We start from the raw sequence: 21,475 nt of genomic DNA, 5'->3' as shown, positions 1-21,475 counted from the left end.
ACCGGTCAGGGCGCGCGGAGCGTGGTCCAGCCGTCGAGCGGCGAGGCGCGCTCCGCGTCCGCCTGCTCCCGGACCACCACGCCCCCGTCGTCGGTCAGCCCGAACACGAGGACCTCGCCACCGTGGTCCACCACGGCGGCGGGCTGGCCGATGACGAAGCCGCCCAGGTCGGCCCACTCCGGCGGGAAGTCCTCGTCCACCGCGAGCCTGGCCGTGCTGACGCCCCCGCCGCGGTTGGTGGCGAACACGACGATCGGCCCGTGCTCCGACGGCGCGTCCGAGGCGGCCGGCGGACCCACCCCGCCGTGACCGGAGATCACCTCGCCCGTCGAGGCCCAGCCGCCGTCCGGCAGCTGCCGCGTGTGGCCGACCGACCCGGCTCGGTCGCCCGAGTCGTTGGACGCCAGGCGGTAGAGGACGTCCTGCCGGCCGTCGCAGGTGGTGGCGGCCGACGGCGGCCCGGCCGGCTCGAACGAGACCAGATCGGGCCGCGGTGCGAACGGACCGAGGCGCCCGTCCTCGTCCGGCGGCGGCGCGGACCAGTGCCGGACCCGGCCGACACCGCCCTGCACGGCGTAGCCGAACACGTCGGCGCCGCCGGAGCCGTCCAGCCCCACCGCCAGGCCGTCCTGCAACCCCGAGCCGGACGCGTCCTGCCACGCGTCGTCGAAACCGCCGTCGGGCTCGGACTGGGCCAGCACGCTCAGGCCGCCGCCGCCGTTCTTGACGAACACCCGGATCAGGCCGTCCGGGGTCAGCCTCGCCACCGGCGCGCCCACCTGCGCGGCGAGGTCGGTGCCCTCGTTCGGGTTGCCCAGCCCGACCCAGCCGGTGAAGGCCCCGTTCGGCTTCACCTGCCACAGCGTGACGATCTCGTGGTCGTCGAGCCTGCGGGCGAACACCTGGAGCCTGCCGTCGGCGTTCGCCGCCACCGACACGCCCGGCGCGAGCGGACCCGGCACCTCGTACGCCAACGGTCCCGACCACTGGCCCGAGGCCTTGCGCCACCACGTCACCAGCCGGTTGCCCTGCGCGGCGAACACCTGCGGCCGGCCGTCCTCGTTCAGGCCCACCCACGTGGTCCCGGTGGTGTGGCGGTGGACCATGCGCCGCGTCCAGGCCTCGTAGATGCCGCCCAGCGCGGAGTCGGTGTCCCAGCCCTCGTAGACGGAGAAGGTCGTCGCCTTCTCGGCCCGCCGGCCCGCGTCCAGGTTCACCTGCGAGTGCTGGATGTTGTAGCCGCGGTAGGGCACGACCCGCGCCACCGGGCGCCCGTCCGGCCCGTCGTAGCCGAACGCGGCCTCGATCGCGAAGCGCGCTCCGATCACGTGGTCGCTGTGGTCGTGCAGCCACGCCGGGTCCTCGTGCCGGGGGTCGGGGTCGGTGTCCTGGGTGCGGATGACGGTCGGCCGCAGCCAGGCGAACAGGTGCCGCAGCAACGCGACCAGGTGGTCCCGGTCGGGGAACCAGTTGCGGGTGTCGGACTCGTGCAGCCCGCCGCCGCTGGGCACGATCGTGCGCGCGCCGCGCTCGTCGAACCAGAGGTGGTACAGGCTGGCGCCGTGCAGGCCCGGGGTGTGCCCCTCGTCCTCGGCGGGGACCGTGACGTCGTCGGAGAGGTTCCCCCACTCCGGCAGGTTGAGGAACACCAGCATGATGTCCGGGCGCTCGTCCAGGGAGTGGACCTCGACGGTGAACGACGTGTCGCCGACGTCGGCCTCCACCAGCTCCTCGGTCCACTCGTCGGCCACGTCCGCCATGTGCGCGTACGCGGCCCGGATGCCGAGCTGCCGACAGCGGGCGTAGTCCTCGCGGTCGAGGTCGCCGCGGCTGGAGCACTCGTCGAACGGCGGGTCGTCGGGCCTGCCGGACCCGACCGGGCGGGTCGCCTCGCCCGAGGTGAGGTAGACGGTGGTGTTCGGCCGGTCCGCGGTGATCGAGTTCGCGAGGTCCGGGTTCATGAACAGGATGTCGTCGTCCGGGTGCGCGACGACGTTGACGTACGAGGCGGGCGGCGCGGTCGCGCGGGCCGCGGGTCTGCGGGCCGGGGGCCTGAGGGCCGCGGGTGTGCGGGCTGGGTTCGATAAGTTCGGTGGGACCACCGAGACCTCCTCACCACCAGGACGAGCGGAGGTGTCCGGGAGCGGAGCGGACGACCAGGCTAGCCCCCGCCGGTGCTCCGGGGTGGTGGTTTCGGCGTTCCCCGTCCGGCGGCCCCGCCGCGCCGGCCGGTGTCACCCGCGCCAGCCGGCCCGCTCAGCGGTGCGACGCGGTGCGCCGGGGTGGCGGCACGCCGGCGCACCGCAGCGCCGCGAGGGCGTCGGGCACCGTCGGTCGGATGTCGACGAGCTGGTCGACCCGCGTCATCTCCAGGGTGCGCAGGACGGAACGCCGGGTGGTGGCCACGGCGATGGTCGTCCCCTGCTGCTCGGCCCGCCCGCACGCCTCGACGAGCAGCCGGACGCCGGTGGAGCCGAAGAAGTCGACCTCGGTCAGGTCCAGGACCAGGCCCGCGGTGCGGCGGTCGAGCTGGCCCGCCAGGGCGGTCCGGACCGGGTCCTCGCACGCCATGTCGACCTCGCCGACGAGGCCGACCACGGGCACGCCCCACTGGTCGCCCGCGCTGATGCCCGTGGCCGGGGTGATGGTGGTACGGATGTCACCCAAGCGATACTCCTCGGTCGGTACGAGAACCGGCAACCGAGCTCGTGTTCAACCCGATCCGTCGCTCCGCGTAACGGTTTTCGCGTGGACAACGCGACCGTACGACGTGGGGCGCGACACCCGCAACCACCCGGTCGTGGGAAATCACCCGGATGCGCGGGGCCTGTTGCGCCGGAGGGCGCAACAGTGCGGGTTCGGCGCCGAGGTGTCGCAGAGTAACCGGGTGCGGGACCCGTCGGGCCCTGCGGAAGGAGGCGACGATGTCCGGTGAGCAGGTCGTCGTGGGTGTCGACGGCACCGACGGCGCGGCGCGGGCGGCCGAGTGGGCGGCCCGGCGAGCGGTGTCGTGGGGTCTGCCCCTCCTGCTGGTCCACGGGCTGAGGTGGCCGCTGTACGAGCAGGTCCACCTGCACCAGCCGGTCGACGTGGCGGGCGAGGAGGCGATGCGGCAGTGGGCGCGGGACGTGCTCGACGAGGTGGCGCGGCGGTGCCGGGCCCTCGGCGCGGTGGACGTCCGGGCCGAGGTCGTGCCGGGAGACCCCGCGGACGTGCTGTTACGGCTCGCGGAACGCGCGGCGTTCCTGGTGGTGGGGCACTCGGGCGGCGCCGGTGTCACCAGCGCGCTGCTCGGCTCGACCGCGGCGCAGGTCGTCGAGGCCGCCACCCGGCCGGTGGTGGTGGTGCGCGAGGGCGAGGGGCGCGGCGGGGGCGGCCCGGTGGTGGTCGGGGTGGACGGTTCGCCGAGCAGCGGCCGGGCGCTCCGGTTCGCGCACGAGTTCGCCGCGCGCACGGGGACTGATGTGGTCGTCGTGCACGCGGTGGTCGACGGCGGGGACCCGTACGCGGCCGGGTCGGACCCCGCCCTGGCGGAGTGCGCGCGCCGCCACCCCGGGGTCCGCTCCCGGGTCGAGGTCGTCCCGGGCCCGGCGGTGGACGTGCTGCTCCGGTTCGCGGGTGAGGCCGGGTTGCTGGTCGTCGGCAGCTACGGGACGGGCTTGGTGCGGCGCGCGTTGTTCGGTTCGGTCAGCCACTCGGTGGTGGACCGGGCGCCGTGCCCGGTGGCGGTGCTGCCGCCGCACGCCGCGGCCTGAGCCTCAGGCCACGAAACCGATGGTCAGCAGGACGTTCGCGTAGAGCCTGCCGTCGCCGGTCGCCACGCACACCGCCAGCTCGGGGCCGCGGCACGCGTCGTAGAAGTCCTGGCGCGCCAGCGGTCGCAGGGGCAGGTCGGGGCCGAGCAGGCGCTCGTAGTCCGCCCACGCCGGGGGAGTGCCGCCCTCGTCGGGGCGCATGGTGTGCACGGCCTCCACCGGGACGGCGGTGAGCACCGGCTCCAGCACCTGGTCCACGGTGAGCAGACCGGGGCGCAGGTTGAGGTGCACCAGCTCGGCGCGGTGGTGGACGTTGGTGCGGTGCGCGTAGTTCGCGTCCGCGAGCAGCACCCGGCTGCCGTGGCCGGCGGTGGCCAGGGCGGAGAGCAGCGGCGGGTGCAGCAGGGGGTAGCGGAGCATCGGGCGGCCCTTCGGTGCGGCGAGGTGCGTGCGCTCCGCATGTTATCGCTAACACGAGTACGGGCAAGGCTTTGCCGAAGACTGCTGTTAGCGCTCACGCGCATCATGGGTCGGCATGCGAAAACGCGGTGCGCGGGGAGTTCCCGCGCACCGCGTCACGTCGTTGTGGTCAGGGCCTTACCGCAGGCTCGTGCGGCGACCGCCGCCGGCGATGCCCTCCGCGACACCGATGAGCAGCACGGACGCGATCACCGCGACGATGAAGCCCAGGACGTTGAGCTCGAAGATGCCGCCGGTGCCGAGCAGGTTCGCGATCGTCCCGCCGATGACCGATCCGACCAGTCCGAGCAGCAGCGTCGCCACGACGCCCAGGTGCTGCTTGCCGGGCTTGATCAGTCGGGCGAGCGCGCCGATGATCAAACCGGCGGCGATGAACCCGATCATGTCATCCTCCCGCTGTCGACAACTGTCGACAGCGGGGTACCCGATCTTCCGGTGCGCAATCCCCCCTGACGCGGGGTCAGTGCCCGTTGGTGGTCATGACCAGCAGCATCAGCGACAGCAGCAGCTGGAGCAGGCCGATGGACAAGCCGACGACCGCGGTCCAGTCCACCCGGTACTGGGTCTGGGTGGACATCGACAGCACGCCGAACCCCACGGCGACCACCGCCACCGCCGCGCCGCCCGCCGGGATCGGCCAGCTGAGCAGGCTCAACCCCAGTGAGAGAGGTCCCAGCCAGGCCCCGCGCCCGGGACGGTCCCCGGCGGGCAGCCACCTCCCCGAGCCGTTCACTCGCGCCTCCGCTTCCCGTGGTCGGACCGGCGCCGACCGGGCGGTCCGACCCCTCGCGACGATAGCGTTCCGCCGGCGACCGGTGGAGCACGTCCCTGGCGCGGCAGGCACGACACCCGAGGAGCGCCGATGGCGACCGAACGGCCACCGGTCGACCACGAGCCCGACTACCGGTTCACGCTCGCCAACGAGCGGACCTTCCTGGCCTGGATCCGCACCGCGCTGGGCCTGCTGGCGGCCGGCGTCGCGGTGCGGCAGCTGGTGCCGCCGTTCGAGGTGCCGTGGGCGACCACCGCGCTCGCGGTGGCGTGCATCGCGCTGGCCGTGCTGGTCGCGGGCATGAGCTTCCCGCGGTGGCGGCGGGTGCAGGCGGCCATGCGCGCGGGCGCCGCGCTGCCGCCCAACCCGCTGCTGGTCGTGCTCACGGTCGCCGTGCTCGCGCTGGCCGGTTTCGCGGCGGCCCTGGCCGTGTTCGCGTGAGCCGGGACCGCGACCCGGGCCTCCAGCCCGAGCGCACGGTCCTGGCCTGGCGGCGCACCGCCATGGCGGCCGCGGCGTGCGCGGCCCTGTTGGTCCACGTGGCGGTCCGGGAGCGGTGGGGGTGGGCGACCCTCCCGGCGGTCCTGGTCGCCGCCGCGTCGGTGGTCCTGGCCGTGGTCGGGCGGTTCCGGCACCGCACGACCGCGCCCGTCCGCCCGGCCGTGCTGCTCCTGGTGGCGGTCCTGGTGGTCGCCGCGTGCCTGGCGACGCTGTCGCTCAAGGCCGTGGTGCTGTGGGGTCAGGCCGGTGGCGCGGCGGGAGCGGATCTTGCCGCGGTCGGAGATGAACTTGCGCAGCAGGGTGGTGTCCTTCGACGGTGTCGCGGGGCAGTCGTTGGAGCGCCCGCTGGGCCTGGTCCCGCCGCTCGGGGTCGGTGCGACGGTCCTGGCTTGCGCCCGGTCGGGCGGCAGTGGCGCGACGGCACGTGCCCTCAAATTGGATAACGACAATCGTTTTCATTGGAGTGGCGCACGGCCCGGAGGGGTCCGGCACCCGGCGCGACGCGCACGACGAGGCGGAGGATTCGTGAAGCAGGGCGTCCACACCCGGTCGACGGCACGTCCACCAGGACTGTCGAGTGGGAGGATGGCAACACCTACCCCCTGATCACCGTGGACGTCACCGCAGGAGGAACCGCTGATGGCCGTCCCCAAGCGCAAGTCCTCGCGCAGCAACACGCGCCACCGCCGCTCGCAGTGGAAGGCCGAGGTGCCCGACCTGGTCCCGGTCACCACCCTCGACGGCCGCAAGCTCGTCGTGCCCCGCCGGCTCGGGCGCGGCCTGCTGTGACCGTCGAGCGGGCCGCCCTCGACGCCTTCGAGGTGGGCAGCGCCGAGTTCGCCGAGTGGGCTCCCCTGCTGTGGGACCCGATCGGCGCGGAGGCCGTCGGGATCACCCGGCCGCGACCCGGCGAACGCGTGCTCGACGTGTGCTGCGGCACGGGCTCGTCGGCCGTGCCCGCCGCGCGCGCGGTAGGTCCGGATGGGCGCGTGGACGCCGTGGACCTCGCCCCGACCCTGCTCCGGGCCGGGGCCCGGCACGCGGCCGACCTGCCGCAGCTGCGCTTCCACCACGCCGACGCGACCCGGTGGTCACCCGGCGACGGCCTGCCCTACGACCGCGTGCAGTGCGTGTTCGGGATCTTCTTCCTCCCCGACATGGACGCCGCCGCGGCGCGCCTGGCCGGCCTGCTGCGCCCCGGCGGCACGCTGACCGCGGTCACCTGGCGGCAGGGCAGCCTGGACGACGTGCTGGGGCCGTTGGGGCGGGCCGTCACCGAGCACACCGGGACGCCGCCCACCCGGCCGCAGGCGGCGCTCCAGGCCGCCCGGCTGGACACCGGGGAACGGCTCGCCGAGTGGCTGCGGGACCTCGGGCTGGCGGAGGTCACCGTGCACGAGGTGGCGCGCGAGGTGCCCATCACGCCGGAGCTGGCCTGGAAGCTGGTCGTGGGATCGGGCGCACGTGCCGCGCTCGCCGGCCTCGACGCGGGGGCGGTGGCCGCCGTCCGCGACCGCTACCACGAGCTGGTGGCGCCCATCGCGGTGCTGCGCGCCCGAGCCCTGGTCGGGGTCGGCGAACGCCGGTCCTGAGCTGGCTGCCCCCGCCGCGTCCCACTCCCGGCGGGGGCAGCTGCCCCCGGTGTCGCCCCGAGGTCTTGTTCGCGGCGCCCGGCCTACCCCGCACGGCCTACCGCGCCCGGCTGCCCCACCTCGGACACCCCACCCCGAACCACCCGCAGGCGCTCGGCCGCGCGTGACCGCGAGTTGAGGCGGGGTTCAACGGGTCGTCGCCGGGATTTCACCGGCGGTTCGCTCAGGGGGCTCGCGCACCGGCAAGCCCAGCCATGTGACCACGAACGTGATGTCGGCCCGGGGGCCCGGCGCGGCGCGCGAGCTCGCCGGGCGACTGCTGGTCGACCTGGGCGACCGGTGGCGGCACACGCGGGCGGTGGCCGCGCGCGCCCGGGAGCTGTCGGTCACGGTGCCGCCCGGCGACCGGGACCTGCTGGTCGCCGCGGCGTGGCTGCACGACACCGGCTACGCCGCGACCGTCGCGGCCACCGGCTTCCACCCGCTCGACGGCGCACGCCACCTGGGCCGGCTGGGTTGGCCCGACCGGCTGTGCGCGCTGGTGGCCCACCACTCCGGGGCCCGTCTGCTCGCCGACGTCGTCGGCCTGGTCGAGGAGCTGGACGCCTACCCGCGCGAGGAGGGTCCGGTCGCCGACGCCCTCACCTACGCCGACCAGACGGTGGACAGCCGGGGCAACCGCGTCACGATCGGGCAGCGGCTGGTCGACGTGCTGGCGCGGCACGGCCCGGACTCCCCCCACGCGCGCGTCCACCACCTGCGCGAGCCCTTCCTGCTGGCCGTCGCCGAACGCGTGGAGGACCGGCTGTCCTGATCCTCGCCCCGGGTCGAGCCCCGTCGCGCCTCACCCGATGGGGGAACCGGCAGGCCGGTCCACGCGCCCGACCCCAGGATCCACGGTGTGCGAGCCGCGAACCGGGTGCTGCTGATCGACGTCGACGGCGTCGTGGGCCCGGACGCGCCGCGGCCGGAGCTGGTGCGGGAACGGGTCGCGGCGGTGCTGCGCGCGGCCGGGCCGGTGCACCACGCGCTGGCCTGCTACACCGGTGAGCCGGTGGGGCTGGACGAGCTGGGCAGCGCGCTCGCCGAGCTGGGTGTGCCGAGCCGAGCGGTGCCGCCCGGTCGCGGCGCGGTGGCCGGCGCCCTCCTGGCCCACGCCCGCTACGCGCACGGCCAGGGGTGCCGGGCCTTCGCGCTGGCCGCCGACCACCACGGCGTCATGCCCGTCGACGTCGTCGACGGGCATGACCGGGACCGGGTGGCCGTCGTCCGGGCGGTGCGCACGGCGTTGGCCGCCGCGGTCGCCGCCGCGTTGGGACGGACGTTGGGTGAACAGGTCTCGCGTTCCGCGCGAAAGCACCTGCGCAAGTCCTCTTGACGGGGGCGTGCCGTCGCGCGGGTCGCCACCTGCGACTGATCGACCCTTGACGGTAAAGCGCTCGTCATCTTAGGGTCCGGCAACTCGAAATATTTCAACCAGCACAACGAAAGTTTCGAAGTGACATCGCGAGGAAGCGAGAGACCCTGATGAAGTCGACCCACCTGGTCACCGCCGCAGTCGCCGCGGTGGCGTTGTCGGTGCCGTTGACGCTCGTGGCCTCGGCCGCGCCGGCAGCCGACCACCGGCCGGGCCACGCCAAGAAGGAGACCCTGCGCAAGGCGGCGCCGAAGGGCTTCTACATCGGCACCGCCGCGGCCGGCGGCGGTCACCACGAGGAGCAGCCCTACCCCGACCCGTTCACCTCGGACCAGCAGTACCGCAAGCTGCTGGCCGCGGAGTTCAACTCGGTGTCGCCCGAGAACCAGATGAAGTGGGAGTACCTGCGCCCCGAGCGGGGGACCTACAACTTCGGCATGGCGGACAAGATCGTCAAGTTCGCCCGGCAGAACGGGCAGGTGGTCCGCGGGCACACCCTGCTGTGGCACAGCCAGAACCCGGCCTGGCTGGAGCAGGGCGGCTTCTCCAAGGAGGAGCTGCGCAAGATCCTCCGGGAGCACATCTTCACCGTGGTCGGCCGCTACCGGGGCCAGATCCAGCAGTGGGACGTGGCCAACGAGATCTTCACCGAGGCCGGTCAGCTGCGCAGCGAGAACATCTGGATCCGGGAGCTGGGTCCGGGCATCGTCGCGGACGCGTTCCGCTGGGCCCACCTGGCCGACCCCGGGGCGAAGCTGTTCTTCAACGACTACGGCGTGGAGGGCGTCAACGCCAAGAGCGACGCCTACCTCGCGCTCATCAAGGAGCTGCGCGCCCAGCGGGTGCCCGTGCACGGGTTCTCCGCGCAGGCGCACCTGAGCACGCGGTACGGCTTCCCGGGTGACCTCCAGGTCAACCTCCAGCGCTTCGACGACCTGGGGCTGGAGACGGCGATCACCGAGCTGGACGTGCGGATGGACCTGCCGGAGAGCGGCGTGCCCACCGAGGCCCAGCTGGCGCAGCAGGCCGACTACTACCAGCGCACGCTCGACGCGTGCCTCAAGGTGGACGACTGCAACTCCTTCACCATCTGGGGCTTCACCGACCGGTACTCGTGGGTCCCGGTGTTCTTCGAGGGCGAGGGTTCGGCCACGGTGATGACGGAGGACTTCACCCGGAAGCCCTCCTACCACGCCCTGCGCACCACCCTGGTGGAAGCGGGCAAGAAGCGTCGCTGACGCGGCGGACCACTCCCGGGGGGTGGCTGTGGGGGAGGGTGGCCGTGGGCCGCCCTCCCCCTCTCGCGTGGGGCCGGGGCCTGCGATCCGGCCCGGTGCGGCGGCGAGGCCGCCCTTCCCTGTCGCGTGGAGCCGGAGCGGTCAGGGTTCCACGGCGGGGACCTCGTCCACCAGGTCCGCCGCGATGGCCGCCGCGGGCTCGCGGTAGCGGGCGTGGAGGTCGTGGAACAGCTGCTCGGCGTGGATGGCCGGCCAGTCCTCGTCCAGGTGCTCGGCGGGCAGGTGGGGGTCCTGCCGCACGAGCTGCAACCAGTCGGTGTGCAGGACCAGCAGCCGCGCCAGGTCGTCGGGCAGCGCGGGCAGGGGGTCCGGTTCGCCCCAGCGCGCGGTGAACGCCCGGTAGCGCGCCGCGATGGCGGCGGTGTCGAACGCCCGGCGCACGAGGTCGGCGGACCCGGTCGGCGCGTCGGGCCGCGCGGTGAACACGGTGACGTGGTCGGTCAGGCCCAGGCGGTCGACGATCCCGGCGGCGTCGCGGGCGCCGGGCGCGATCCACAAGCCGTTCTGCACCACGCCGAAGCCCGCCCACACCAGTTGCGAGCGCAGGTCGTGCCGGTCGCCGCGGCGGCTGTCGGGCAGCGAGAAGCCGACCAGCGTCCAGGTGCCGTCCCAGGCGCGGTTGACCGCGCCGGTCTCCCAGATCCGCCGCCTGCCGTCGCGCAGAACCTCGGTGGCGTGGTCGGTCAGTCCGAAGTAGACGCGCCTGCCGCGCCGCCGCCTGGTCAGCAGGCCCCGGCCCGCCATCCGCGTCAGCGTCGAGCGCACCGCCTCCTCGGACACCCCGACGCGGTCGAACACCTCGATCACGCTGCCCGAGTACACCGCCGTGCCCCGGTCCAGCACGTACAGGCCCAGGAAGGCCAGCATCAGCGACTGGGGGCGGGGGTGTTGCGGCGCGTCGCGGGGTGGATCGATCACCGGCCCAGGGTAGCCGGCGCACGCCAAGTTGGGCAGAGTCTGGACGAGCGTCACAAATCTGCCTTATGTTGGTCGCACGGCAGCGAGCGCGAGGAGGCGTCGTCATGGACTTGCGGGGCAAGGTCGCCGTGGTCACCGGCAGCGGCCGGGGGCTGGGGCGCGCGTACGCCGAGGCGCTGGCCGCCGCCGGCGCGGCCGTCGTGGTCAACGACGTGGACGCCGAGTCGGCCACCGCGGTCGCCAAGGGCATCGCCGAACGGGGCGGGCGCGCGGTCGCCGTGGCCGCGCCGGTCGGCCCCACCGCGACGGCCGACGCCCTGGTCGCCACCGCGGTCGAGGAGTTCGGCCGGCTCGACGCCCTGGTCGCCAACGCGGGCGTGCTGCGCGACAGGGTGCTGTGGAAGATGACCGACGAGGACTTCGACGCCGTGGTCGACGTCCACCTGCGCGGCGCCTTCACCTGCGCCCGCGCCGCCGCGGCCCGGATGCGGGAGCAGGGCGGTGGCGGCAGCCTCGTGCTGGTCTCCTCGCCCGCGGGCCAGCGCGGCAACTTCGGGCAGGCCAACTACGCCGCGGCCAAGGCGGGTGTCGTGGCCATGGCCCGCACCTGGGCGCTGGAGCTGGCCCGCGCCGGCATCACCGTCAACGCCGTGGTCCCGGTCGCCGCCACCGACATGACCAGGACCGTCCCCGCCTTCGCGGACGCCGTCGAGGAGGCCGGGCGCACCGGCGCGCCGCTGCCCGGGTGGCTGCGCCGCGCCCACGGCCTGGGCTCCGTCGAGGACGCCGCCCCGCTGGTGGTGTTCCTCCTGTCCGACGCGGCGCGCGGCATCACCGGTCAGGCCATCGGCATCGGCGGCGACCGCCTCGCCCTCTGGGCCCACCCGAGGGAGAAGGCCGTCGCGTTCGCCGAGGGCGGCTGGACCGCGGCCGCGATCGCCGAGTCGTGGGACACCGGCGTCGGCGCGGAACCCGAGCCGTTCGGCATCCCCGCACCCACCCCGCCGGGGGCCTGACGTGCCGATCGACCTCGACGCGATCGTGGCCATCGACGTCCACACGCACGCCGAGGTGTCCCTCGACGGGCGCACCTCGCTGAGCCCGGAACTCCTCGAAGCCTCCGAGCGCCACTTCAAGGCCCACGGCCGGCGGCAGCCGACCATCGCCGAGATCGCCGCCCACTACCGCGAGCGCGACATGGCCGCCGTCGTGTTCACCGTGGACGCCGAGCACGCCACCGGCCACCCGCGCATCGCCAACGAGGAGGTGGCCCGGAGCTGCGCCGAACACCCCGACGTGCTCATCCCGTTCGCGAGCGTCGACCCGTGGAAGGGCCGTGCGGGCGTGCGCGAGGCGCGTGCGCTCGTCGAGGAGCACGGGGTGCGCGGCTTCAAGTTCCACCCCAGCCTCCAGGGCTTCCCGCCCGACGACCGGATGGCCTACCCGCTGTACGCGGCCATCGAGGAGCTGGGCGTGCCCGCCCTGTTCCACAGCGGGCAGACCGGCATCGGCGCGGGCGTGCGCGGCGGGGGCGGCATCCGGCTCGGGCACTCCAACCCCATGCTGGTCGACGGCGTGGCCGCCGACTTCCCCGACCTGCGGATCGTCCTGGCCCACCCCTCGTTCCCGTGGCAGGACGAGGCGCTGGCCGTGGCCACGCACAAGCCCAACGTCCACATCGACCTGTCCGGGTGGTCGCCCAAGTACTTCCCGCCGCAGCTGGTCCGCTACGCCAACTCCCTGTTGCAGGACAAGGTGCTGTTCGGCTCGGACTACCCGGTGATCACCCCCGACCGCTGGCTCGCCGACTTCGCCGACCTCGACCTCAAGCCCTCGGTCCGCCCCAAGATCCTCAAGCACAACGCGGCCAGGCTGCTGGGCCTCACCGACCACCGGGAGCGCGCATGACCACCACCGCGGACGGACTCGCCGAACTCCTCGCCCTCGCGGGCCGCGACCTCGGGCGCACCGAGTGGCGCGAGATCACCCAGGACCGCGTCGACACCTTCGCCGACGCCGCCGACGACCACCAGTGGATCCACGTCGACCCCGAGCGGGCCGCCGGCGGGCCGTTCGGCGGGACCATCGCCCACGGCTACCTCACCCTCGCCCTGCTCATCCCGCTGTTCGGCGAGCTGCTGGAGATCCGCGGCACCCGGATGAGCGTCAACTACGGCCTGGACCGGGTGCGCTTCCCCGGCCCTGCGCCCGTCGGCGGCAAGGTCCGGCTCGCCGGCCGCGTGGCCTCGGTCGACGAGGTGCCCGGCAACGGCGTGCAGATGGCACTGGACTTCACCGTCGAGGTCGACGGTTCCGACAAGCCCGCGTGCGTGGCCCGCGCCGTCTACCGGCACTACGCCTGAGGACCGGGGTGCGCCGTGCCGAACCGACAACTGCGCCGCGCCGTCGCGTCGAGCTTCCTCGGCAGCGTGATCGAGTACTACGACTTCCTGCTCTACGCCACCGCGTCCGCCCTGGTGTTCAACAAGGTCTTCTTCTCCTCGCTCGACCCGCTCACGGGCACCATCGCCAGCTTCGGCACCTTCGCCACCGGCTACCTGGCCCGCCCGCTCGGCGGTGTGGTGTTCGGGCACTTCGGCGACCTGTTCGGCCGCAAGCGGGTGCTCGTCGCGACCATGGTCCTGATGGGCGTGTCCAGCGCCCTCATCGGGTTGCTGCCGACCTACGGGCAGGTGGGCGCGCTCGCGCCGGTCGGCCTGGTGCTGCTGCGCGTGCTCCAGGGCGTCGCGGTCGGCGGCGAGTGGGGCGGCGCCGTGCTGATGTCCGTCGAGCACGCCACCTCCAGGCGCGGCCTGTGGGCCGGGTTCACCAACGCGGGCGCGCCGTGCGGGCTGCTGCTGTCCACCGCGGCGCTGGCCGGCACCGGCGCGCTGCTCGACGAGGACGCCTTCCTCGACTGGGGGTGGCGCATCCCCTTCCTGGCGAGCGTGGCGCTGCTCGGCGTCGGGCTGTTCGTCCGGAACCGGGTGGAGGAGACGCCGGTCTTCCGCGGGATCCAGCGGACCGGACCCCGTCGGATGCCGGTGTGGGAGGTGCTGCGCCACCACCCGCGCGTGCTGCTGCTGGGCGTCGGGGTGGGCCTGTCGGCGTTCGTCGTGCAGTCCACGCTGACCACCTTCGTCGTGGCGCACGGCGTGCAGGTCGGCCACGCGCGGCAGACGGTGCTCAACGCGCTCACGCTGTCCTCGGCGTGCGCGGTCGTCGGCATCCTCGCCTGGTCGGCCGCCTCCGACCGGTTCGGCAGGCGACCCGTCGTGCTGGCCGGCTCGGTCGCGATGGCCGCCTACGGCTTCGTGCTGTTCCCGATGGTGGACAGCGGCAGCACCGGGCTGCTCGTCCTCGCGCTGGTGCTCGGCCAGGGCGTGGTGCACCCGATGGTCTACGGGCCGCTGGCAGCCCTCTACAGCGAGCTGTTCAGCGCCGAGCACCGCTACACCGGCGCCTCGCTGGGCTACCAGCTCGCCGGCCTCGGCGCGGGACTGGCGCCCCTGCTGTTCGCCGAGGTGCAACGGGCCACCGGCGGGCGCGGGCTCACCACCATCTCGACCGTCATCGCGGGCTGCTGCCTGCTCACCGCGCTGTGCGTGCTCGCCCTGCGCGAGACCGCCGCCCGGGACGCGCCGCCGACCGCCGCACCCCGGGGAGGACCGCCGTGCTGAACGCGGGACTGGGCGCGTGGCCGGCCCGCCGGGCGCTCCTGTCGCCCGACCGCACCGCCCTCGCCCACGCCGGGCGCGGGATCACCTACGCCGAGCTGTCCGAGCGGGTGAACCGCGCGGCCGACCTGCTGCGCGCGGCGGGCGTGCGGGCCGGCGACCGGGTCGCCTACCTGGGGCCCAACCACCCGTCGTTCGTCGAGGCGATGTTCGCCGCGCACGCGCTCGGCGCGGTCTTCGTGCCGGTCAACACCCGCCTCGCCGCGCCCGAGGTGGACCACGTGCTGACCGACTCCGGCGCGTCGGTCCTGATCCACGCGCCGTCCGCCGCGGTCCGCGACCTGACCCGCCCGCCGGCCGCGGTCATCGGGCTGGACGACTACGAGAGCCGGCTCGCCGAGGCCTCCGCCGAACCCGTCGACGTGCCGGTGCTGCGGGACGACCCCGCTTTCATCCTCTACACCTCCGGCACCACCGGCCGACCCAAGGGCGCGGTGCTCACGCACGCCAACCTGATCTGGAACACGCTCAACCTGCTGGTGGGCGTGGACGTCACCAGCACCGAGCGCACCCTGGTGTCCGCGCCCCTGTTCCACGTCGGCGCCCTCGCCCAGACCCTGCTGCCCACCCTCGTCAAGGGCGGCACGGCGGTGCTCACCCCCTCCTGGGACGTCGACCGGACCTACGACCTCGTCGAGCGCGAGCGCGTCACCTGGATGTTCGGCGTCGCCACCATGTACGCCGACCTGGCCGCGTCACCGCGCTGGCGCACCGCCGACCTGTCCTCGCTGCGCCACCTGCTGTGCGGCGGCGCGGCCGTGCCCGAACCGCTCATCCGCGCCTACCGGGAACGCGGCCTGGTGTTCTGCCAGGGCTACGGCCTCACCGAGACCGCTCCCGGCGCGACCCTGCTGGAGGCGGGGGAGAGCACCCGCAAGATCGGCTCGGCGGGTCCGCCCGTGTTCTTCGCCGACGTCCGGGTGGCGCGCCCCGACGGCGGCGACGCCGACCCCGGCGAGGCGGGCGAGGTGCTGGTCCGCGGTCCCAACGTCACCCCCGGCTACTGGCGCGACCCGGCCGCGACCGCCGCCGCGTTCGCGCCGGGCGGGTGGTTCCGCACCGGCGACCTGGCCCGCTTCGACGACGACGGCCACCTGCACGTGCTGGACCGGCTCAAGGACATGTTCATCTCCGGCGGGGAGAACGTCTACCCGGCCGAGGTGGAGAACGCCCTGGCCGAGCACCCGGCCGTGGTCGAGTCCGCCGTGGTCGGGGTGCCCCACCCCCGGTGGGGCGAGGTCGGGCGCGCGTTCGTCCGCTACGGCGCGGGCGGCGGGCCGACCCCGGACGAGCTGCGCGGGTTCCTGGCCGCCCGGCTCGCCGGCTACAAGGTCCCGGCGCACGTCGACGTGGTGGACGAGCTGCCGCGCACCGGGTCCGGCAAGGTGCGCAAGGCCGAGTTGAGGCGGCTGCCGCCGCCGTCGTGACCCGCGCGGGCCCCCGGTCGAGGACCTCCTGTCGCAAGAGGACGCCCGACCGGGGACCGCGGGCTCAGGTCGTGATGGAGAAGCTGTTGGAGCGGAAGTCCATCCCGCCCGGGGACGAGGTGACCTCGAACCCGAACTGCACGTCCCCGATCGTCACGTCGCCGTACCACCCGCGAGCGCCGATCCAGCGCAGCACGGCCAGCACGTCGACCGTGCCGGAGTTGGTGTTGCCGGTGCGCACGAACGAGAACACCTGGTTGGACCCGTTGGACCCGCGGTGCACGTCCCAGGTGTGGCCGCCCACCGAGGCGGTGGTCTCGCGCGCGCCGATGGGGCCCACCGCGCCCTGCTTGTTGACCCAGATCATGACCTCGTAGGCGTGGTTGTCGGCCCAGATGTCGTACGCGGTCGCGTACGCCCCGCTGCCCGGCCGGGTGACGTTGAACGAGCTGGACAGCCTGCTCAACCCGCTGAGCTTGCGACCGATGTTCCTGGCCGAGTGGGGGTAGGACTTCACGCCACCGGTGTTCGGGTGGTCCGCCCACACGCCCCAGTTGCCGTAGGAGTTGGCCCAGATGGTCTGCGGGCCCACCCCGCTGCCCCAGACGTTGTTGCGGACCGTGTACCCGCCGTTCGACCAGGTGCCCCACTTGTCGGTCGAGGACCAGGTCGCGGCGTGCGCCGAACCCGCGTTCCCGACCAGGATCCCGACGACCGCGACCAACACCGCGGCCCACCGCGTCCTGTTCACCATCGGCACTCTTCCCCGGGCTTCGTCGCCCGTTTCCGGCGCGCTGCGGCGAAAGCGCGTGAGTACGGTTCTCCGGCGACGGTGGGGTGAACTCTGGCAGCCGGTGGGGTGGCGGTCAACGGCGTTCCCGCGTTCGACGCCGTTCGAAGGCGCTGTTCGAAGGAATTCACTCGGACGTGCGTGTCGAAGCGTTCGACGGGTTGTCGAACACGCGCCCACCGGCCAAGCCCGTCACCGGTCGCCCGGGACGTCGATCAACCCGGAAGCGTTGTCGGCCAACGGTTCTCGGGTTCACCGCCTCGTCGCGCGGCGCCGGCGCGGTCCCGACCGCCTCCTGCGTCGCGAGCCGACCGACCGGCGCGCCCTGTCGCCGGGTCACCGGTCCGGAACGCCCCGGCGGCGTTCCGGACCGGTGACCCGCCGGACCTCAGAGGGGGTCCTCGGCCAGTGCGACGGCGATCCGGGCGGCGGTCTCGTAGGTGTCGCCTTCCGGCTGCGCCCGGTGCCGCTCGTGGCCCCGCGCCCAGGCTTCACCGCGCTCGGCCCAGTCCTGGAACACGGGCGGCTCGCCCGTGGTCGTCAGCACCCCGAAGAACCGCTCCCACCGCGGTCGGTAGTAGCCGCTCAGCAACCCGTGCCAGTCGCGGTTGGCGTACTCGCGCAGCGCCGGCGCGGCGGGCGCGCTCCACGTGGTGATCAGCGTGCGGGCCTCCCTCTCCAGCGCGTTCGCCTCGACCGCGGTCGACCCCCAGGACCGCGCCCGCGCCAGCCAACGCCCGAGCAGCCAGTCCTCGTGCGTGCCCAGGATTTCCTCGCTCAGGTCCAGCGCCCGGAGGAACCGGCCGCTGTGCCGGGCCACGCTCGCGCGGTCACCGGCCTCGTGCGCGGCCCGCACCTGGTCGAGCAGCAGCCGGCCCCGGTTGGCCAGCACCTGGCGGGTGACGTCGACGAGGTCGTAGCGGTACGGGGCGGAGGCGCGCAGCGGCGGCGCGACGGCCAGCAGGTGGTCCAGGCACGGCGCGAACTGCGCCGCGTCGTACCGCCACTGGGAAGGCCCCCACCGCGACGCCGAGCCCACGACGAGGGCCGGCTCGGCCGCGAACGGAGTCTCGTGCGGCCCCTCGCCGCTGGTGTGGCCGGTGGCGGAGTAGGCGTACGCGGTGCGCAGCAGGATGTCCCAGGCGGCCGCCGCGCGCGGGTCGTCGGCGCCGTACCGGCGGCGCGCGTAGTCCTGGACCCACGCGGCGAGGTCGACCGGCTCCCGGTGCCACGGCACCTCGGCCAGCAGGTCGGCCACCACCGGGTTGTGGTGCGTGCCCTCCGGCACCACGGCCAGGCCGACGAGGCGGCGGCGGGCCGGGTCGACGCGGACCGCCGGCAGCGTGCGGCCGGGTTCGATCAGGTTGCCGAACATGCCGAGCCGGCCGCCGAAGTTGCCGATGGTGCCCCAGCACCACGGCGCGCCCCAGTACGCCTCCGTCTGCTGCCACTTGCGGGAGTCGTCGGAGTCCAGGTCGAGCACCACGACCCGCTCCCGGTCCACGGCGTCCAGCACGGCCCGGCGCGGGTTGGCGTGCCAGCCCTGGAGCAGCCACCGCGCGCCCGGCGCGGCCCGCTCCAGCGCGGTCTGCACGGCGACCGCCGCGCGGGCCAGGTCCGCGCCGTCGAGCAGCGCGGGCAGCTCGTCGTCGCCGACCTCGTGGAACAGGTCGCCGGAGTAGTGCGTGGTGGTGCCGAAGTGCTCGGCCTGCGCGCGGTAGAACCGCTCCGCGACCGCCGGGTAGAGGGGATCGGTGCAGTCCAGCCAGTGCGGCCGGAGGTGCCCCGCGTAGTTGCCCTGCGGCACCACGTGCGCGCCGGGGTTGCGCTCGGCGAAGACCCGGTCGGGCACGTGCCCGGCGAAGGCGGGGAACACCGGCGTGATGCCCAGCTCCCGCATCCGGCCCACGATCCGCTCGCCCAGCTGCCTGCGGCGCCGCAGCAGGTTCCGGCTCACCGGGCCGCGGTGCGCGGTGTCGGCCTCGTCGTAGCCCGTGATCTCGCCGTACCACTGCCACGGTTGGTGCGCGGGCTGCGCGATCCACCGCCTGACCTCCAGCTCGGACAGGCCGAACTCCTGGAAGGTCTCGTACCAGACGACCTCCTGGCCGACCAGGGTGAGCGCCCGGTTGATGCCGCTCATGGCGACCCGGTCCAGCTCCCGCTCCCACTCCGACCACTTCCAGAACGGGCTGGTGTAGCCGAACACGGTGAAGTTGTTGCAGTACCGCTCGACCAGCTCGGTCGACCGCCGGACCGGCTGCTCCGGCGCGGGCAGTTCGTCGGGCAGCGCCACGCGGTCGCCGTTGGTGGACAGGTGGCCGCCCGCCACGTGCTCCAGCCACCAGCGCAGCCCGGACATCAGGGCCACGCCGCCGCTGCCCGCCAGCCGCACCGAGCCCGTCGAACCGCCGATCTCGAACGCGTCGGCCTCGCCGGCGGCGGGCGCCAGCTCGTCGAGCACGAACTGCTCGGCGGCGGCGGAGCCGAGCAGCCGCTCGACCGCCTCCCGCACCGCGGAGAGGTCGCCCCCGGGACCCGGCGCGCGGCCGGCCGCGGTGAGCGAGCCGGCCGCGAGCGAGGCGAGCAGGAACGTCCTCCTGGTCACAGCGGTCATGGTGTGCTCCTCCTGTGGGGCTGCGATACCGGGGACGCCACCCGGCTGTCGGCGGTGGCGCGAGCAGACCGTTCGGACCAAGCACATGGTACGGACGGCCGACACGCCACGTTGTCGACTGGTTGCGCAGGGTGAACACCGGCTCGTCGCTCACCGGAACGGTGCACGGCACGTGGAGGCGGGGACGCGCGATGTGGGGACGGGGGACCGCCGTGGCGCCGATCGTGCCGGTGGCCGGAGGTGGGTGGCGGTGCTCCGGGGCGGCCGTTGCCGGGCCCGGGGCACCTCGACGGGGTGACGACTACGACCTGTTCGATGACCGATTTCCCGCTGTCGGGTGAGAAAATCACCCCTCCCCGGCGGCGCGGCCGGAGGTCAGCGGACCGGCGTGGGCGCCGCGTCCGCCGGTGCGGCCTTGGCGCGGCGGTCGAGCGCGGCCGCCAGGAACGACAGCAGCAGGGCGCTGCCCGACAGCACGGCGCCGACCCAGTTCGGCGCCGTGTAGCCGAGACCGGCGGAGATCACCAGGCCGCCGAGCCACGCGGCGAGCGCGTTGCCGAGGTTGAAGGCGCCGATGTTCGCGGCGGAGGCCAGCGTGGGCGCGGCGGCGGCCTGGTCGAGCACCCACTTCTGCAACGGCGGCACGGTCGCGAAGCCCAGGGCGCCGATCAGGGTCAGCGTGATCGCGGCGAGGACCTTGTCGTGCGCGGTGAAGGTGAACAGCAGCAGGACGAGCGAGAGGGCGCCGAGCGAGCCGAACAGCATCGGCATGAGCGCGCGGTCGGCGTACCGGCCGCCCAGCAGGTTGCCGGCGAACATGCCGACGCCGAGCAGCACGAGGAGCCACGTGACCGCGCCGGGGGAGTACCCGGCGACCTCGGTCATCATCGGCGCGATGTAGGTGACGGCGGCGAACACACCGCCGAAGCCGAGGACCGTCATCCCCATCGCCAGCCACACCTGCGGGTTGCGGAAGGCCGCGAACTCGGTCCGCGCGGTCGTCGCCCCACCGGGGTGGTCCAGGTCCGGCACCAGCCGGGCCACGCCCAGCAGGCCGACCACGCCGAGCGCGGCGACGATCGCGAAGGTGACCCGCCAGCCGGCGGCCTGGCCGATCATCGTGCCGACGGGGACCCCGACGACGTTGGCCGCGGTCAGGCCCGTGAACATCAGGGAGATGGCGGACGCCTTCTTCTCCGGGGCGACCAGGGAGGCCGCGACCACGGACCCGACGCCGAAGAACGCGCCGTGGGCCAGCGAGGAGACGACCCGGCCGGCGAGCATCACGGAGAACGCGGGCGCGACGGCGGAGAGCGCGTTGCCGACGACGAACAGCCCCATGAGCGCCATCAGCATCTTCTTGCGGGGCACCCGGGTTCCCAGGACGGTCAGCAGCGGCGCGCCGACGACCACGCCGAGGGCGTACCCGGTCACCAGCCAGCCCGCGGTGGGGATGGACACCCCGAAGTCGCCGGCGACCTCGGGCAGCACGCCCATGATCACGAACTCGGTGGTGCCGATCCCGAATGCACCGATGGCCAGGGCCACGAGCGCGAGAGGCATGAGAGGAGCCTTCCAGGAACTTGCGTCAGACGTTTACAGGCGTCGACAATAGTTGCATACGCGGGCTATCTGCAAACGCGGGTAGTGTCGCCGTGACGTAGGCTTCCGGTGTGCAACCCCGCTCGACGAGGAGGTCGGGATGACCGCCACCGCTCCCTCCATGACGGCGCCGGCCAACGGCTGGTGCGCGCTGTCGGTCCTGCACGGGCGCATCGAGGCGCGCGTGGAGCGCGCGCTCCAGGCCGGCCACGACCTGAGCGTGCGCGAGTACTCCCTGCTGGAGGTGCTCAGCCGCCAGCACAGCGGTGAGGGCGGCCACCTCCAGATGCGCCAGGTCGCCGACGCGGTCGTGCTGAGCCAGAGCGCCACCACGCGCCTGGTGACCAGGCTGGAGGAGCGGGGCCTGCTGTCGCGCTACCTGTGCCCCACCGACCGGCGCGGCATCTACACCGACGTCACCGAGGCCGGCGCGGCCCTGCTGGGAGCCGCCCGCCCCACCCACGGCGAGGCGCTGCGCGAAGCCCTCGACGACGCCCGCCGCGACGATGCCCTGCGCCCGCTGGTGGAAGCCGTCGAAGCGCTCGGGACCCGGGGCGCGTGAGCGCGGT

The 21,475-nt window shown here is 74.1% G+C and carries 22 protein-coding genes and 2 pseudogenes; 14 read left to right on the top strand and 10 right to left on the bottom strand.

Annotation, left to right across the window (positions count from 1 at the left end; all coding sequences use genetic code 11):
• Positions 1-5: 5 nt before the first annotated feature.
• Together ABD223_RS25505 and ABD223_RS25500 are read right to left on the bottom strand one after the other, a co-directional pair.
• Complete coding sequence (locus tag ABD223_RS25505) at positions 6-2,102, bottom strand: DUF8189 domain-containing protein (RefSeq protein WP_344039017.1); 2,097 nt, start codon at positions 2,100-2,102, stop codon at positions 6-8.
• 154 nt (positions 2,103-2,256) lie between these two features.
• Entirely contained in the window at positions 2,257-2,667 is a 411-nt protein-coding gene (locus ABD223_RS25500; RefSeq protein WP_344039016.1) for an STAS domain-containing protein, read from the bottom strand.
• A gap of 257 nt (positions 2,668-2,924) precedes the next feature.
• On the opposite strand from ABD223_RS25500, the gene ABD223_RS25495 reads away from it, so the two are divergent.
• A complete protein-coding gene (locus tag ABD223_RS25495; protein ID WP_344039015.1) occupies positions 2,925-3,755 on the top strand; it encodes a universal stress protein in 831 nt (276 codons plus the stop codon).
• Between the two features lie 3 nt (positions 3,756-3,758).
• Here the strand turns inward: ABD223_RS25495 and ABD223_RS25490 are convergent, their stop codons facing one another.
• The 3 genes from ABD223_RS25490 to ABD223_RS25480 form a co-directional block, all read right to left on the bottom strand.
• Positions 3,759-4,175, bottom strand: a complete 417-nt coding sequence (locus ABD223_RS25490) for an RbsD/FucU family protein (protein ID WP_344039014.1) — start codon at positions 4,173-4,175, stop codon at positions 3,759-3,761.
• 177 nt (positions 4,176-4,352) lie between these two features.
• Complete coding sequence (locus ABD223_RS25485) at positions 4,353-4,619, bottom strand: GlsB/YeaQ/YmgE family stress response membrane protein (protein WP_344039012.1); 267 nt, start codon at positions 4,617-4,619, stop codon at positions 4,353-4,355.
• A gap of 76 nt (positions 4,620-4,695) precedes the next feature.
• Positions 4,696-4,890: a hypothetical protein gene (locus ABD223_RS25480; RefSeq protein ID WP_344039010.1), complete on the bottom strand. Its 195-nt coding sequence runs from the start codon at positions 4,888-4,890 to the stop codon at positions 4,696-4,698.
• Between the two features lie 207 nt (positions 4,891-5,097).
• On the opposite strand from ABD223_RS25480, the gene ABD223_RS25475 reads away from it, so the two are divergent.
• Both ABD223_RS25475 and ABD223_RS25470 read left to right on the top strand, forming a co-directional pair.
• Complete coding sequence (locus ABD223_RS25475; protein WP_344039009.1) at positions 5,098-5,448, top strand: YidH family protein; 351 nt, start codon at positions 5,098-5,100, stop codon at positions 5,446-5,448.
• A pseudogene (locus ABD223_RS25470) lies at positions 5,445-5,639 on the top strand (DUF202 domain-containing protein); the annotation flags it as partial. The gene ABD223_RS25475 and the pseudogene ABD223_RS25470, both read left to right, overlap by 4 nt.
• A gap of 99 nt (positions 5,640-5,738) precedes the next feature.
• Here the strand turns inward: ABD223_RS25470 and ABD223_RS25465 are convergent.
• Positions 5,739-5,819: pseudogene (locus ABD223_RS25465) on the bottom strand (30S ribosomal protein S18); the annotation flags it as partial.
• A gap of 328 nt (positions 5,820-6,147) precedes the next feature.
• Here ABD223_RS25465 and rpmF point away from each other — a divergent pair.
• The 5 genes from rpmF (at position 6,148) to ABD223_RS25440 (ending at position 9,755) form a co-directional block, all read left to right on the top strand.
• Entirely contained in the window at positions 6,148-6,297 is a 150-nt protein-coding gene (rpmF, locus tag ABD223_RS25460; protein ID WP_344039008.1) for a 50S ribosomal protein L32, read from the top strand.
• On the top strand, positions 6,294-7,100 hold the full coding sequence (locus ABD223_RS25455; protein ID WP_344039007.1) for a class I SAM-dependent methyltransferase: 807 nt from the start codon (positions 6,294-6,296) through the stop codon (positions 7,098-7,100). The genes rpmF and ABD223_RS25455 overlap by 4 nt, the downstream gene beginning before the upstream one ends.
• A 256-nt stretch (positions 7,101-7,356) precedes the next feature.
• The gene (locus ABD223_RS25450) at positions 7,357-7,914 is read left to right on the top strand and encodes an HD domain-containing protein (protein WP_344039006.1); all 558 of its coding nucleotides are present in this window, start codon (positions 7,357-7,359) and stop codon (positions 7,912-7,914) included.
• A gap of 87 nt (positions 7,915-8,001) precedes the next feature.
• Entirely contained in the window at positions 8,002-8,478 is a 477-nt protein-coding gene (locus ABD223_RS25445; protein ID WP_344039005.1) for a hypothetical protein, read from the top strand.
• Positions 8,479-8,627: 149 nt separating this feature from the next.
• Positions 8,628-9,755: an endo-1,4-beta-xylanase gene (locus tag ABD223_RS25440; RefSeq protein ID WP_344039004.1), complete on the top strand. Its 1,128-nt coding sequence runs from the start codon at positions 8,628-8,630 to the stop codon at positions 9,753-9,755.
• A gap of 141 nt (positions 9,756-9,896) precedes the next feature.
• On the opposite strand, the gene ABD223_RS25435 is transcribed toward ABD223_RS25440, so the two are convergent.
• Positions 9,897-10,733 carry a PaaX family transcriptional regulator gene (locus ABD223_RS25435; RefSeq protein WP_344039003.1) on the bottom strand — a complete coding sequence of 279 codons (837 nt, stop codon included), beginning with the start codon at positions 10,731-10,733 and terminating at the stop codon, positions 9,897-9,899.
• 104 nt (positions 10,734-10,837) lie between these two features.
• Here ABD223_RS25435 and ABD223_RS25430 point away from each other — a divergent pair, with 104 nt between their 5' ends.
• The 5 genes from ABD223_RS25430 to ABD223_RS25410 are packed head-to-tail and all read left to right on the top strand — an operon-like array spanning position 10,838 to position 15,897.
• Positions 10,838-11,749 carry an SDR family oxidoreductase gene (locus tag ABD223_RS25430; protein ID WP_344039002.1) on the top strand — a complete coding sequence of 304 codons (912 nt, stop codon included), beginning with the start codon at positions 10,838-10,840 and terminating at the stop codon, positions 11,747-11,749.
• A 7-nt stretch (positions 11,750-11,756) separates the two neighbouring features.
• Positions 11,757-12,641, top strand: coding sequence for an amidohydrolase family protein (locus ABD223_RS25425; RefSeq protein ID WP_344039155.1), 885 nt, complete (start codon positions 11,757-11,759; stop codon positions 12,639-12,641).
• Positions 12,638-13,096: a MaoC family dehydratase gene (locus tag ABD223_RS25420; protein WP_344039001.1), complete on the top strand. Its 459-nt coding sequence runs from the start codon at positions 12,638-12,640 to the stop codon at positions 13,094-13,096. Before ABD223_RS25425 ends, ABD223_RS25420 begins: the two co-directional genes overlap by 4 nt.
• A 15-nt stretch (positions 13,097-13,111) precedes the next feature.
• The gene (locus ABD223_RS25415; RefSeq protein WP_344039000.1) at positions 13,112-14,413 is read left to right on the top strand and encodes an MFS transporter; all 1,302 of its coding nucleotides are present in this window, start codon (positions 13,112-13,114) and stop codon (positions 14,411-14,413) included.
• Positions 14,407-15,897: an acyl-CoA synthetase gene (locus ABD223_RS25410; RefSeq protein ID WP_344038999.1), complete on the top strand. Its 1,491-nt coding sequence runs from the start codon at positions 14,407-14,409 to the stop codon at positions 15,895-15,897. The genes ABD223_RS25415 and ABD223_RS25410 overlap by 7 nt, the downstream gene beginning before the upstream one ends.
• A gap of 64 nt (positions 15,898-15,961) precedes the next feature.
• On the opposite strand, the gene ABD223_RS25405 is transcribed toward ABD223_RS25410, so the two are convergent.
• The 3 genes from ABD223_RS25405 to ABD223_RS25395 all read right to left on the bottom strand — a co-directional run bounded on the left by ABD223_RS25405 (position 15,962) and on the right by ABD223_RS25395 (position 20,867).
• A complete protein-coding gene (locus ABD223_RS25405) occupies positions 15,962-16,651 on the bottom strand; it encodes a glycoside hydrolase family 12 protein (protein ID WP_344038998.1) in 690 nt (229 codons plus the stop codon).
• Positions 16,652-17,075: 424 nt separating this feature from the next.
• Positions 17,076-19,304, bottom strand: a complete 2,229-nt coding sequence (locus ABD223_RS25400; RefSeq protein ID WP_344038997.1) for an alpha-N-acetylglucosaminidase — start codon at positions 19,302-19,304, stop codon at positions 17,076-17,078.
• A 375-nt stretch (positions 19,305-19,679) separates the two neighbouring features.
• A complete protein-coding gene (locus ABD223_RS25395) occupies positions 19,680-20,867 on the bottom strand; it encodes an MFS transporter (RefSeq protein WP_344038995.1) in 1,188 nt (395 codons plus the stop codon).
• Between the two features lie 139 nt (positions 20,868-21,006).
• Between ABD223_RS25395 and ABD223_RS25390 the strand changes: the two genes are divergently transcribed.
• Entirely contained in the window at positions 21,007-21,468 is a 462-nt protein-coding gene (locus ABD223_RS25390; protein ID WP_344038994.1) for a MarR family winged helix-turn-helix transcriptional regulator, read from the top strand.
• Positions 21,469-21,475: the final 7 nt, after the last annotated feature.

It is taken from the genome of Saccharothrix xinjiangensis (assembly GCF_039527585.1).
Lineage (GTDB): Bacteria > Actinomycetota > Actinomycetes > Mycobacteriales > Pseudonocardiaceae > Actinosynnema > Actinosynnema xinjiangensis.
The sequence above is the reverse complement of the archived record's forward strand: the minus strand, read 5'-3'. Positions and strand labels throughout refer to the sequence as shown.